Origin of the sequence: Anaerocolumna chitinilytica, assembly GCF_014218355.1 — a bacterium.
In the GTDB taxonomy this organism is placed as follows: domain Bacteria; phylum Bacillota; class Clostridia; order Lachnospirales; family Lachnospiraceae; genus Anaerocolumna; species Anaerocolumna chitinilytica.
The window spans coordinates 2,722,991-2,737,444 of sequence record NZ_AP023368.1 but is presented as its reverse complement, the minus strand read 5'-3'; the positions used below and the strand labels follow the sequence as shown (position 1 = coordinate 2,737,444).

At 38.7% G+C, this 14,454-nt stretch carries 10 protein-coding genes; 3 read left to right on the top strand and 7 right to left on the bottom strand.

What is annotated here, in order from left to right:
• Positions 1 to 3 precede the first annotated feature (3 nt).
• The 5 genes from bsdcttw_RS11885 to bsdcttw_RS11865 all read right to left on the bottom strand — a co-directional run bounded on the left by bsdcttw_RS11885 (position 4) and on the right by bsdcttw_RS11865 (position 6,963).
• Positions 4 to 972 carry an ABC transporter ATP-binding protein gene (locus tag bsdcttw_RS11885; RefSeq protein ID WP_185259571.1) on the bottom strand — a complete coding sequence of 323 codons (969 nt, stop codon included), beginning with the start codon at positions 970 to 972 and terminating at the stop codon, positions 4 to 6.
• The gene (locus tag bsdcttw_RS11880; protein WP_185259570.1) at positions 969 to 2,630 is read right to left on the bottom strand and encodes an ABC transporter substrate-binding protein; all 1,662 of its coding nucleotides are present in this window, start codon (positions 2,628 to 2,630) and stop codon (positions 969 to 971) included. Before bsdcttw_RS11880 ends, bsdcttw_RS11885 begins: the two co-directional genes overlap by 4 nt.
• A gap of 183 nt (positions 2,631 to 2,813) precedes the next feature.
• Positions 2,814 to 3,473: a potassium channel family protein gene (locus bsdcttw_RS11875; protein WP_185259569.1), complete on the bottom strand. Its 660-nt coding sequence runs from the start codon at positions 3,471 to 3,473 to the stop codon at positions 2,814 to 2,816.
• A 15-nt stretch (positions 3,474 to 3,488) separates the two neighbouring features.
• On the bottom strand, positions 3,489 to 4,139 hold the full coding sequence (locus bsdcttw_RS11870) for a potassium channel family protein (protein ID WP_185259568.1): 651 nt from the start codon (positions 4,137 to 4,139) through the stop codon (positions 3,489 to 3,491).
• A gap of 25 nt (positions 4,140 to 4,164) precedes the next feature.
• Positions 4,165 to 6,963 carry a cation-translocating P-type ATPase gene (locus tag bsdcttw_RS11865; RefSeq protein WP_225903842.1) on the bottom strand — a complete coding sequence of 933 codons (2,799 nt, stop codon included), beginning with the start codon at positions 6,961 to 6,963 and terminating at the stop codon, positions 4,165 to 4,167.
• A 288-nt stretch (positions 6,964 to 7,251) separates the two neighbouring features.
• On the opposite strand from bsdcttw_RS11865, the gene bsdcttw_RS11860 reads away from it, so the two are divergent.
• From bsdcttw_RS11860 to bsdcttw_RS11850, 3 genes are all read left to right on the top strand, one after another.
• Positions 7,252 to 8,421, top strand: coding sequence for an MFS transporter (locus tag bsdcttw_RS11860; protein WP_185259566.1), 1,170 nt, complete (start codon positions 7,252 to 7,254; stop codon positions 8,419 to 8,421).
• Between the two features lie 30 nt (positions 8,422 to 8,451).
• Positions 8,452 to 10,686: an alpha/beta hydrolase gene (locus tag bsdcttw_RS11855; RefSeq protein WP_185259565.1), complete on the top strand. Its 2,235-nt coding sequence runs from the start codon at positions 8,452 to 8,454 to the stop codon at positions 10,684 to 10,686.
• Between the two features lie 132 nt (positions 10,687 to 10,818).
• A complete protein-coding gene (locus bsdcttw_RS11850) occupies positions 10,819 to 11,295 on the top strand; it encodes a TspO/MBR family protein (protein WP_185259564.1) in 477 nt (158 codons plus the stop codon).
• Positions 11,296 to 11,432: 137 nt separating this feature from the next.
• Here bsdcttw_RS11850 and bsdcttw_RS11845 read toward each other — a convergent pair whose 3' ends face one another.
• Both bsdcttw_RS11845 and bsdcttw_RS11840 read right to left on the bottom strand, forming a co-directional pair.
• Positions 11,433 to 13,700 (bottom strand): sensor histidine kinase, encoded by a 2,268-nt coding sequence (locus tag bsdcttw_RS11845; protein WP_185259563.1) that lies wholly within the window; start codon positions 13,698 to 13,700, stop codon positions 11,433 to 11,435.
• Positions 13,669 to 14,382, bottom strand: coding sequence for a response regulator transcription factor (locus bsdcttw_RS11840; protein ID WP_185259562.1), 714 nt, complete (start codon positions 14,380 to 14,382; stop codon positions 13,669 to 13,671). The genes bsdcttw_RS11845 and bsdcttw_RS11840 overlap by 32 nt, the downstream gene beginning before the upstream one ends.
• Between the last annotated feature and the right edge of the window lie 72 nt (positions 14,383 to 14,454).

Here is a 14,454-nt window from a genome sequence, read left to right as displayed (position 1 = left end):
AAATTATATATTTTCATATCGGCAGCACCGGATATAATGCTCCTCATCAGTTGCTTTTCTAAGTCTTTGGGGTACCTTACATTCCTTGACAGCAAAAGCACAACGGTTTGCAAATCGGCATCCTTCAATCTTATCATAGTCCTCAGGCACCGCACCTTCTATAGGAATAAGTTTCTCTCCTTCACTCCCGGTTCCCGGAATAGAACGAAGAAGAGCTTTGGTATAAGGATGGCCCGGATTATGAAAAAGGAGATTTACAGGTGCTTCTTCAACAACCTCTCCTGCGTACATCACCATAACCCTGTCAGCCATTTCCGCTACAACCCCCATATCATGGGTAATGAGAATTACGGACATAGAGAGTTCTCTGTTAAGCTTTCTTAGGAGCTCCATTATTTGGGCCTGAATAGTAACATCAAGTGCAGTGGTAGGTTCATCGGCTATTAATAGTTTGGGTTCTCCGGCAAGGGCCATAGCAATCATGACCCTTTGCCGCATACCACCGGATAATGTATGAGGATATTTTTTGAGGAGAGCTTTTGCATCCGACAAACCGACTTTATTAAGAAGGTATTCTGATTTTTCTTCCGCTTCCTTTTTAGAAACTATAGAATGACTTCTGATAGCTTCTATCATCTGGTTGCCGATTGTAAATACAGGATTCAAGCTGGTAAGTGCATCCTGAAATATCATAGCGATTTTTTTACCTCTTATTGTATCAAGGTCCTTTTCACTCTTACCAAAAAGTTCCTCCCCTTCAAATAAGATACTGCCTTTATCGGCAGCTCCATTTTTCCCGAGAAGCCCCATAAGAGATAGTGTAGTTATGCTCTTGCCTGATCCTGATTCTCCTACAATACATAGGATTTCACCTTCAGCAACCTGAAAGCTTACATCGGATACTCCTGTAAATATATTCTTCCCCTCGCGAAAGTTTACTTCAAGATTCTTTACTTCAAGTAAAGGTTTCATTTTGTCACATCCCATTCATTTACATTAATAAAGGACCCGTACACATCAGGGGTGGCACCTGTTAATCTCTTATTTACGGCACCCATGGCACTGATCACATAAGCTGAAATCATAGGCACATCCTGCTGCATAAGATTGTCGATGGTTAAATATTGTTTCTTAATCTCATTCACATCACTTGTCTTTTGGGTAGCAGCCAATGCATCCGTTATCTCAGGGTTAGCATAACCGGTCCACCCATCTGCTGAAAGCAGCCAGTTAACATCCGGATAGGGATCAACAGGCGCATAAGTATATTGAACCGCCATAAGATCAAATTCCTTACTTCCGGCCTTTGACATCAAGGTAGCAAGGTCAACCGTGTTAACCTGTAATTTAATACCGATATCTGCAAGACTTGCCGTAATATAGTCTGCTGCCTGGGTAAAGGTAGTATCACCACTGTTCACATAAAATTGAAGAACTTTAGATGAATCCCAGCCATCATTTTCAGCCTCTTTTACTAACTCTTTGGCTTTATCGGGATTGTACTCCGTCGGCACCACGGAAGCATCATAGAAAGGACTGGCACTGGAAAGGAAACCATCTACTACTTCACCCTTGCCATTCATAAAACCACTAACTAATTTATTACGGTCGATACTATAAAGAATAGCCTGACGGATGCGGGAATCAGTAACGGATGTGGTATTAAAGAAAATAGACTGGTTCGTTACCGGAGCACCATAATTCACGGTAACATTTGATAAGCCTTCTACACTCTTATAATCCTCTTGAAGGATACCGCCTGTGGTCTGCTGTACAAAATCAATCTCTCCGGACTGCAATCCTGTAAGGAGCTGGGCAGCTGTAACAATCTTAATATTTAATTTCTGAATCTTCGGTGCACCTTTAAAGTACTTATCATTGGCTTCATAAGATGCGTAATGCTGTAAATCTACTGCTGAGAGCTTATATGGACCGTCTACAACTGTTGGTGCATTAAACCAGCTATATGAAGCTAACTGATCTTCCGGTACATCCTTTAATATGTGTTTTGGTATTGTCAGAATATATCTTCCATAAGTATTTTCAAAGGTGGTAAGTGCCATATCATATTTTGTAGTAAATTGAACCGTCTTATCATCAACTGCTTTTACACCTTTAATCTCTGTAGCACCTTCGGTTACAAAGCCATCATCTCCTACCCCTTCAAAAGCATATAATGCCATACTGGCATTAGCAAGCTTAGGACTGGCAAGCTTTAATACGGTAAATACCACATCGTCAGCTGTAACAGGAGTACCGTCGGACCATACCGCATTCTTATCAATGTTTACAACAAAATTCCTGTTATCCTCTGTAGTAATAGAGGAAGCCAACATTCCCTGGAATTCCAATTTGCTGTTAAGTTCTACCAATGGTAGAAATTCAAAAGCCAGAGAATATTTTAAAATCTCTGTTGCATCCATTAAAAGCGGATTTACACTTGTCAGTGTGTCTGTCATACCGATATTAACAATTTTCTCTTTTCCGGAAGTTTGCTGGGTATCTTTAGCATCTCCGGTCTTTGTATTGTTTCCGTTACTGCCGCAGGCAGTCAGTGTTAGAAGCAGCATGCTTAACAGCAATGCTGTCATTCTTTTTACTGCTTTTCTTGGAATAAAATTTCTTTTCATAAGTCATCCTCCTGATTAGTATAGAATATTGTATTCTCTAATTCATATATGTTTACTATAAATTAATTGTATTTGATTTTACTACCAAGGGAAGTTTTTGTCAATGGATAGACGAAACGGCACAGTTTTATTATAAACAACTGCGCCGTTTTTTCAATTAAATAATTATAATTAGCAAAAATATTAATCAAAAAGATCATTGAGTACTTTTCTGCTTGTTTCGTCCGTTAAAAGCAGAATTTCATCCTCAGCCTGAATTAAGGTATCACCTTTTGGTATAATAGTCTTATCATCCCTTTTAATAGCTATAAGAACAGCTTTTTTGGGTATGGATAGATCTTTCACATGTTTCTCTGCTGCTTTCGCTTCAGCCGATACTTTTATCTGAACAATGGAATAGTCTCCCCTGTTTAATTTAAATAAGGTAAACATACTTTTTAAATCCATTTCATCTACTACGAAATGCGCCATAATATCCGCCTGATTAATTCCTACATCCACACCCATTGTAGCATTATAGAGCCAAGCATTCTTAGGATTATTCACACGGGCTACCACACGAGGTATACCAAATTCCATCTTCGCAAGGGTTGAAACTACCAGATTTACTTCATCTGCTCCGGTAACTGCAGCTACGACCTCAGCATCAAAGATTCCGGCTTTTTCTAAGATTACGGGATCAGAACCGTTCCCGAAAACTAATGCATCACTGGGAAGTTCCTTTTCTAGTTTAGCATATACACCTTCTCTGTGCTCTATCACCTTTACCTCATGACCATTGGACAATAAAAGATTAGCAAGATAAGAACCTACCTGTCCTCCGCCTATTACTACTATCTTCATCTTTCCTCACTCCTTTCAGCCAAGACCAAGCATTGATTTCAGTTTACTGGTTGCATTGCCCATGACAGAAAGATATAATATATCTTCTGCCTCCAGAACAGTCCCTAAAGTCGGCATAAAAGTCTTGCTGCCACGACTGATGGAAACCACCTGAATTTCACCGATTGCACTGATTTCCTTTACCTGATGCCCAACTAAAAGAGCTGGAACTTCAATACGCAGCATATTTACACTGCCGTTACCCATCTCGTATACGCTATCAAGATGATTATGAGTGATGAATTCCGTTGCTCTCTCAATCCCCCAGGTTGTGGTGGAGATAGTCTGTATTCCGATTCTGTGATATATTTCTGCTTTTCTTGCATCGTAAAGTCTTGCTATAACTCTAGGAACGTGATAGATATTTCTTGCAATTCTGGCAATAACAGCATTGGCTTCATCGCTGGCAGTACAGGACACTACAGCATCAACCTTGTCTATTTTTGCCTTACTGAGCACATCTTTGTCAAACCCGATACCTACAACTTTTGCTCCATTGAAATTCTTCCCCAAGCCTTCAAATGCTTCCGGATTCGAATCAATTACGGTAACTGTATGGCCTTTTTTCACCAGGTTTAAGGTCAGTCCCGTACCCATTCGTCCAAGTCCCACTACAATAACTTTCATGTCCTTCACCTCTCTATTTAAAATTTTATTTTCTACGCAGAAATGCTTTTCTTATCTCTTCTACCAACAGAACAATAGGTGGCCATATGCAAAGAATCAGCCAATCTGCAATGCCCAAAGGAGCTGTATGGAATACTTTCTGTAACGGCGGCAGGTATACCAGTAAAACAATCAATATAATTTCTACAACAATACCGAGATTAACACGCTTATTTGAGAAAAGACCGATTTTAAATACCGATTGCTTTTCAGTCCTGCAGTTAAAAACCGCGCCAATCTGACAAAAAACAATGGCAGCAAGACTCATTGTTGTTGCCTTGATATAAATAGGGTCATTGCCCCCTGCCAGAGGAACATTAGGCCATCCATTCTGTATATTTACAAACAGATAGGACAGTACAGAGAAAAGAGAGCCTAATAAGCCATACCATAAAAAGGCTTTTATTACAAGCTTTTTGTTTAATAAAGGCTCCTTTAAGTTTCTTGGCGGTTTATCCATAATTCCCGGTTCCGGGTGTTCTGTTCCAAGTCCCAGAGCTGGAAGCATATCAGTTCCCAGGTCAATCGTAAGTATCTGCATAACCGTTAAGGGCAGTGGTATAGCACCTCTTGAAAACAAGAACAGTGCTGATGGTACAGCTTCCGGCATATTTGAGTTTAAAATATACAGCAGGAACTTTCTGATATTGCTGTATACAGCTCTTCCTTCTTCAATGGCATGAACTATGGATGCAAAGTTATCATCTGTTAGAATCATATCCGCTGCTTCTTTTGCCACGTCAGTTCCGGCAATACCCATGGCAACACCGATATCTGCTTTTTTAAGGGCTGGAGAATCATTTACTCCGTCTCCGGTTACAGCTACAATTTCACCCATTTCTTGAAGATTGGTTACTACTCTTAATTTCTGCTCCGGTGCAACACGTGCAAAAATAACTTCGTCTTTTAAGTATTGTTTTAAGGTGTCATCAGAGAGCTGCTCCAATTCAAGTCCTGAAATTACCCTTGGATTTGTTCCTTTTACTATACCGATTCGCTTGGCTATACTTTCTGCTGTCAGACCATAATCTCCGGTTATCATAATAATACGGATTCCGGCCCTCCGGCACTCTTCAACAGCAGCCGCAACTTCAGGACGCGGCGGGTCAGCCATAACTACAAGTCCGACAAATACCAAATCCTGCTCAATAATATCGGGAGTATAAGCACTCATTGCTTTCGGCAGATTATCTTCTTTGTGAAGCAGTCTGTAGGCAACTGCAAGTACACGTAATCCTTCTCTCGCATATCTGTCATTTGCTTCCATAATGTGGCTGCGCATGTCTTCAGTCATAGGCTTAGCCTCACCGTTTATGCGTATCCACTGGCTTAATTTCATGACTTCTTTTGGTGCCCCTTTTGTATAAGCAATGCGAGAAGTACCATCCATCGGCTTTTCTAATTGATGAATGGTTGTCATCCTCTTACGTCTGGATTCAAAAGGAAGCTCTCTAAGTCTGGGTGATAATGTACTTAAGTTTGCTACATCAATGCCTGCTTTTTTAGCAACTACACCAAGACAAGCCTCTGTCGGGTCACCAAGCACTGTATAACGTGGATTTTCTTCATTGGGAGGAAGCAGTCTTGCATTACTGCAAAGAGCAGATGCAGAAAGAAGTAACTTCACATCTGCATTTTTATCTGCAGTTATCTTCTTACCATCCTCCAGTACATCGCCCTTAGGCTCATATCCAACCCCGGTAACCTGGAATTCCTTCTCAGCCAGCCATAAATGGCTTACAGTCATCTCATTCTGAGTTAATGTACCGGTCTTATCCGTACAGATTACAGAAGTGCTTCCTAAAGTTTCAACGGAAGAAAGCTTCTTAACCAATGCATTTCTTTTGGACATACGCTGTACCGCCATAGCTAGTGCCAAGGTAACAGTGGGAAGAAGTCCTTCCGGAATAAAAGCTACAATCATACCAAGTGCAAATATAAACGATGCTGCCACTTTTTCTTTTACGAAAAAGATTGAAGCAACAAAGAAGAAAATTCCGAAGCTGATAGCGATGACTGATATCTGTTTCGTCAGTCGGTCGAGTTCTTTCTGAAGCGGACTCTCGTCTGCCTCCATGCTCTGCGTAAGGTTTGCTATCTTTCCAAATTCTGTTTTCATTCCTATTTCTGTAACAATTGCCTTACCGTTACCTTCTGATACATTAGTTCCGGCAAAGATAAGGTTTGGTGTTTCTGCTCTTGTCAAATCCTCTCGGAAGATGGGTTCACTTAACTTTCTGACAGGATTAGACTCCCCGGTTAAAGTTGACTGGTTCACCTGTAAATCACTGCATTCAATAAGTCTAGCATCAGCTGAGATCTTATCGCCTTCTTCTAAAAGAATAATATCTCCTATAACCAGGTCTTCTGACAGAATTTTCTGTTCTTCTCCATCTCTTATAACTCTTGCATAGGAAGGAAGCATGTTCTTTAAAGCTTCCGTAGCCTTCCCGGCACGATGTTCCTGCATAAAGCTGAATACACCGTTGATAACATTAACAAGCCAGATTGCTATTGCTAACTCTGCCATACCTGCAAAAAAGGCAACAGCACCGCCTATCCACAGTAATATAGCCATTAAATGTGTAAAATTCCCCAGGAATATCAGAATTACTGATTTCTTCCTTTTTTCTTCAATCAGGTTCTTGCCCTGCTTCTTTTGGTAATCTATCGCTTGTGCGCTTGTAAGTCCGGCAGAGGAGGAACCAAGAAGCTTATACACTTCTTCCGCCGTCAGTTTTGATACATTACCCTTGTTTTCTGGTGAGTTCGTTGTTTCACTCAATGTAAAAATCCCTCTTTTCATAATAGTCATATCATCTCAGTTCTCTGATACTGACAGCTACATTATATGTCTTCTCATTTAAAAATACAATCATAACCTTAATAGGTTTATTTTTCTAAGTATTGCTCTACTTTGTTACATTCATACATAATTTTATGCAATAAAATGACTGTCAGACAAAGTGGGCAGTGCAAGAGCATTATTGGAAGTTCTTTGTACTGTATTCTCTTGTTTTTAAGATAGCTAAGTACTATAATTGTATTAAAATGCTAAAAAGGATGGATTCCCATGGCTGCTCATGTAAAGAAGAAGCAGGCTCTGCTGCCTGCTATTGTGATTTTATTCTGGTTTGCCCAATATGTTTATATTCCCTATCAAACTCCTTATCTTCTGTCTGTACAAGTTTCAGAGGTATTTCTTGGCAGTATTCTGGGTGCCTACGGTATCACTCAAATGCTCTTAAGGATTCCTGTCGGGGTTATGGCTGATTCCGTTGGAAAGCATAAATACTTTATCCTTTCAGGAACTCTCGCCGCAAGTATAGCCTCTCTCATTCGTTTTTTAATTCCGAACGGTTATGGATTCCTAGCTGCTAATCTCTTATCAGGCATGGCATCTTCTATGTGGATTTCCTTTATGGTTATGTATACCGGCTTCTTTCCTGAAGAGGATCAGCAAAAAGCGACCGGAAGAATAATATTGTGTAATAATCTTGGTATCCTGTCAGGTTTTCTACTTAGCTCGCTGCTCTATAAATATTTCGGTATGAGTATTTTATGTTTGTTAAGCATCTCAGCCGGAGCTGTCGGGACGATTCTTACTTTCTTACTGAAAGAAGAAAAAGGAAAAGGGACATTCTCACTTTCTTCCTTTGCATCACTGAAAATATGCTTACATAAACGGCTTATTCTTTTTAGTTTACTTGCTTTGATACAGCAGGGTGTACAAATGTCGACTGCTATGTCCTTTACAGCACAGATTCTAAAAATGAGGGGAGGCTCTTCCTTTATAATTGGACTTTCTTCTATTATATATATGATTTCTGCCGTTGCTACATCTGCTGTTTCATCCTCGAAACGAGCTGTAAGATTAGGAGCAAGGGTTCTAGTCCCGATTGTATTCCTGGCATTGGCTGCCTATTGTATTCTAGTTCCGATTACACCTTTTATACCTTTGTTACTTGCCCTGCAGCTACTTCCCGGTATGGCAACGGGAATTCTCTTCTCAAACCTGACTTCTGAGGCAATGAAGGGGATACCTCTTAAGGTTAAGTCTACCGCCATGGGATTTTATCAGGCCGTATACGCCCTTGGTATGACCCTCTTTCCGATGTTTACAGGAAAGTTTATAGCAGAATTTTCTTATTTGACAGCTTATTTTTTACTGGCACTTTCAGCTCTAATAGGAACAGCTGCCTCCTTTTGCTATTATTACTTTCAAAAGAATATGTCAAAATGATTCTTTTTATTAATCGGAAAGGACTACCTTATGAAATATAAATTTAACACTAAAACCTTCATAAAAACAATACAATTAACACTGAAGAAATTATTCCTCCGGGTAACAGGAGGCATAAAAGAATGGGGTCTTCGTAATTACAAAGGCACAGAAAAACCGCTAGCCCTGCCTACTGATATTATAACGGGTTCTTTGATTGCACTTATTTTCCTGGATGCCGGATTACCTAAACTTCTAGGGTTCTTCCTTAGTTTTATAGTTATTCTGATACTTTTGACGCTTCTGCGTTTGATTGTAATACCCATTGCAAAGGTGGCTTGGAAGATATCTCCCAGAAGTATTTATCTTATTATCGAGCTCTATTGGGTGTTTACTTATCTGTGGAATATGTCCTTAGGCAGCGGTGGGGATTCTACTTATACACCTTCGCAGGTCTTTGCTGTTATCTTAATACTTGCTTTACTGCTGCTATTGCGCAGTTTTTATGCAGTATTTCGTCTGCACCGAAAGACCCCCTCTCTTTTTGTCCTTCTGTTTCTATCTTTTCTGATAACAGGGACTGGAACTTGGTTTATAGTAAGTAACGGATTTTCCTACCAGTATGTAAAAGAGTACATTTCCATTCAAAAAGACAGGCAAGTATTTTCTGCTAACACAGATTTACCCCTGGGTCCTTTAAAAATTGATTCTATTGAGTATAGTCCTAAGGGAGACCGCCTTTCCACCTCGACGGTTGATCTTTCCAACTATGTTACTTATGAAGGATTTACAAAAAAAATTCGTGATTTTTATTGGGGATACAGTATTGACAAGGTTCCTGTAAAGGGAAAGGTATGGTATCCCTCAGAGGGTAATAATTATCCGGTTATGTTTATCGTTCATGGAAATCATATGATGACTGCTGATTCGTATCTTGGTTACTCCTATCTGGGTGAATATCTGGCAAGCTTCGGCTATGTTGTAGTATCGGTAGATGAAAGCTTCTTAAATGGTTATATTGATGAAGGCTTATCCGGAGAAAACGATGCCAGAGCAATCCTTCTCCTAGAGAATATGGAAGATATCGAAAAAGCCAACAAATCTGTGAAAAGCCCTTTATATCAAAAGATGGATTTTGATAATCTGACTTTAGCAGGCCATTCCAGAGGAGGGGAAGCAATAACCATCGCTGCTCTCTATAATACCTTAAGTGTTCTTCCTGACAACGGCAATATCCATCTTTATTATAAGTTCAATATTAAATCTTTAATTGCTATTGCTCCTTGTGCGGACCAGTACCGCCCTTCCGGCAGGGATGTTGAACTGAAGGATATTAATTATCTGTTGGTGCATGGCTCCAACGATCAGGATGTATCCTATATGATGGGTGAAAAGCAATATCATAACATTACTTTTACTGGAGCAAAGGATAATTTTAAAGCTTTCCTCTATATTGCAGATGCCAACCATGGACAGTTCAACACAAAATGGGGTAGATTCGACTTAATGACACCTTTTAACATGATGTTAAATACTAAAAATCTTCTTCCAGTGAAAACTCAGCAAAATACCTTAAAAACTACCATCAAAAAATTCCTGGATGCTACTGCCAGGAAGGATTCAAAAGCAAAAGCATTCTTTACTGATTATAATACAATGCGGCAGGAATTGCCTGAGAATCTATATCTGAATGGTTATGAAGACAGTACTGTGCAAACCATCTGTGATTTTGAAGAAGATACGGATCTGACAACAGCTTCTATTGACAACGTCAAACTCTCTTCAATGGGTTCTTCTTATTGGTATGAAACCAAACTATATTATGAATTAAATGGACCGGATAGAGATGATTTTGCTCTTTCCTATGCCTGGAAGGATTCTTTAAGCTCATATTATGAGATGCAGTTTACTTCGCCTTACCAAAATTCTAAAAACTATTTCGAATTTGATGTTATGGATGACAGAGAGTTTAAGAAAGGTGAGAAAGATATCACCCCTATGGATTTTACTGTTAAGATAGCAGATGAGAAAGGAGAAAGTGCTTATGCAGCGTTATCAGATTATGCAAAGGTCTATCCTTCACTGCCGGTAATGACAACCAAGCTTCAATTTATAACTAATAGCCCAGTTTATAAGCATTATTTTCAAACTGTTCGTATTCCGATAGAAGCTTTTATACATAAGAACAAAAAACTGGACATCAGCTCGATTAAGGAAATCAGCTTTTACTTTAATAAAGTAAACGACGGAAAAATCAAACTGGATAATATAGGATTTTCAGATTAATCTATTTTCTGATTTGGGTACAATAGAAACTTCACATATTCCGCCTGTTAATACATACAATGTATTAGCAAAGTATGATTAAAGCAAAGAAGGTTTTAGGGAATCTGCTTAGATCTTTCATAGGAGGGAACTATGTTAAAGCCACATATTCAAGGTGTTTTCATCAGCATTGGAATAGCATTGCTGACGGGATTGTTATCCAGCCTCCTCTCAGGCGGTCAGAGCGAAGTATACCAAACTCTAAATCAACCTCCTTTTGCTCCCCCGGCCTGGCTGTTTGGAGTTGTATGGACTGTACTCTATATCTTAATGGGTGTTGCAGCCTACCTGATATACATATCTGATACCAAGCCGATCAGCAAAACGATAGCTCTTTGTCTGTATGCTGCACAGCTCTTTCTGAATTTTAGCTGGAGTATCGTATTTTTCCGCTTTCAGGAATATGGTTGGTCAGTATTGGTATTAGCACTGCTGATTTTCTTAGTTGCATTGACCATGATGACATTCTTTAAGATAAGCCGGCTTGCAGCCCTTTTACTCATTCCATATTTTTTATGGCTTTTAATAGCATATTACTTAAATATAGGTGTGTTCTTGTTAAACAAATAAAAATATATTACCTACGAATCCGAATAATTTCATAAGAAAAAAACATATAAAAGAACCATACATAGAGGAAGGTAGATTAATTCTCCTGTCATACATGTATGGTTCTTTCTATATTTAAACCATATTATATATTTTACTTAAAGCAGATGAAAAGTAACTACAACTTTAAATAAATCTCCATCGGTTATTACCTGGAAGGTCCCTCCCTGAAGCTCGGTAAAGCTCTTTGCAATGGCAAGACCAAGGCCGGATCCTTCAGAATTTCTAGCTTTGTCACCTCTTACAAATCTCTCAACAATCTCATCCCCTGTAAAATCCAGTTCCTCTTGAGATATATTACGAACAGTAATATTTACTTCATTCCCCTTAACTTCCATATCAAGATAGGCTCTGGAACCTTGAAGAGCATACTTACACATGTTTATAAGAAGATTTTCAAATATGCGATAAGTTTTATCACTATCCAACCAGGCGATTACCTTATCATCAGGTATTCTTACACGAAAGTCAAGACCTGCTCCTGCAACCCGATCACTTAGCTCAAACTGCAGCTGCTTTAGCAATGCAGCTATATCTAATTCCACCGGATTCATAGAAATGGTATTGCTGGCTGCTTTACTCATCTCAAATAAATCCTCAATTAATATTTTAAGGCGAAGTGCCTTTCTGTCCAGTGTTTCCACATAAGAAGCCCTTTGCTCTTCTGAGAGATTCTCATTCTTTAATAAATCTACGTAAGTAATTATCGCAGTTAGCGGTGTCTTCAGATCATGGGATACATTTGTTATCAACTCTGCTTTCATCTTCTGGCTCTTTGTTTCCTCTAAGACTGCTTTTCGAAACCCTTGCTGTACCCTCATTAACTGTTCTTTCAGCGGATTAAAGATACCTGCATTCCCTATTGTAACCTCCAGGTTTCCTTCGGATAATTTCCCGGCAGCTTCCGTGATGGTATTATAACCTGAGGTAATCTTATTCTTATACTTATTAACGAAGTAAAAAAGAATTCCTGTATAGATGATAGCGCCTATAACCCCGGCTTCCCACATGGAACAAAGGATAATCATAACAATCATATTACCGCCAAGCAGCAGAAGAATCTTTTTATTGTCTTTTTTACTCATATCAAAAGAACTGACATAAAACCATCCCTTCTTTAAACTTCTTCCTATCCAGAACAAAAACCGAATGCTGATGGTATTCTCTTTCAGATACTTCGCCGGCTTTTTTATGAATAATTCACGGATTGAAAGTGCTGCTGCGAACCAACACAAGAATATTAAAAACCATATAAAAACATTAAAAATATTTACGACTACTCTTGACATTCCTTCTGTAAAAATGTGGTTTCCATTTAAAGTAAATAAATCTCCCTTTACCGTTTCTCTAATAAGGTCCAGTAATACTTCATCATAAAATGAAACGGTTAATGCAGCTCCTATAGCCCATATCTCTAAAGGAATTTTTGCTTCGATCCCTTTTCCAACACCTAAAGGTTTTATAGCCGGGAGGATAAATCCAAGTAGAAGAACCAGTATAATACTAATTACATAAAGATAACCGGCACCTGCTCTGCTATAGGCATCATTAATCATTTGACTGCTTAAGTACCCCATCTGCTGCTGATAATCATTTTGCAGAAAAGATTCAGACTTTACCGCGTATACAACCGTCATATCAGAGAGCTTTTTAACCCTGCTGGCATACCAGGCTGCATTATTCCAGCTTCTATTCACCATTTCTTCCGTTAAGTTAAGGCTAAGGAATGTATCTTTACTACTTTTTGATACCCCATGAAAATAAGGTATATTCAAATTACCGTCCTTATCAAACTGTAATACCGCATAAAAGTAATATTGCTTCTTCATATTTTCTGCTTTTTCACCTTCGGAGAGAAAGGCAGATAGATCAGATCCGGTGTTGGTTAAATGTGTATCTGTTGTATTATCTTTTATATAATATTCAAGCTGAAATTTTGACAGAGTACCATAGTAAAATTGATAATACCAGTCATCCATTAAGGATGCAAAATCATTCTTAAAATTATCATAGTCATCATCTGTATTTTCATCATTTTCATCATTTAGATTTGCTATACTATCAATATTATTTAAGTAGACATCACTTGATCCAAACTTTTTATTACTTTTCTGCCGTTCCAAATCCCATTTTAAAATGTAATTTCCTTGGAATAAGCATTCTAAAAAATTACTTTCTTCTGATTCTTTAAGGTTTTCCATATCTTTCTCTCTGTTCGTCTGAGAAATTTCTAAAAAGCCTTTTGCATTCTGTACAATTGGTTTATAAAAGAATAAAACTGCTGTTGCCAAAAGTGCAAGCAGTAACACACTGACAAATAAACCAAGCCCTTTTCTATCGCTGTTGTTTTTCAATCTTGTATCCAACACCCCACACCACCTTTAAATATTTTGGTTCCTTCGGGTTATATTCTATCTTCTCCCGAAGGTTACGGATATGTACCATAATGGTATCTGTATTTACCGCACGTTCATTCCACACTTTTTCATATATCTCATCTGAGGAGAATACCCTTCCGGGATTTTTCATCAGCAGAGCCATTATCTTAAATTCCAGAGGTGTTACCTTCACCCCATTGCCATCAACACTTAAGGTAACTGTATTCTCATTTAGTTCCAGCCCCCCCACTACGTAGACATTCTCATCTTCTTTTTCCATATGGTTTAAAACATCCAGATACTTTTTGTACCTACGCAACTGTGAATTCACTCTGGCTAAAAGCTCCAGAGGAGCAAAGGGTTTCGTTACATAATCATCCGCCCCACATTGAAAACCTGTTAATTTATCAATCTCTTCAGACTTCGCTGTCAGCATGATTATGGGAAAATCATGACTTTCTCTTATTTTCATAGTCATGGTTATCCCATCCATTCCTGGCATCATAATATCAACAATTGCCAGATGTATCGTTTCCTTCTCTGCTATGGAAAGGCCTTCTCTTCCGTTTTCTGCCTTAAAGACCACATATCCCTGGTTCTTTAAATATATACTGATTCCTTCCAAAATCTCTCTGTCATCTTCCACCACTAAAATACGATAAGCCTCCATAGTTCCTCCCAGACAATTTCATTTTTTTCATTAGGCTTATTATACAACATTTCAGAAAGAAAGGAAAAGTCT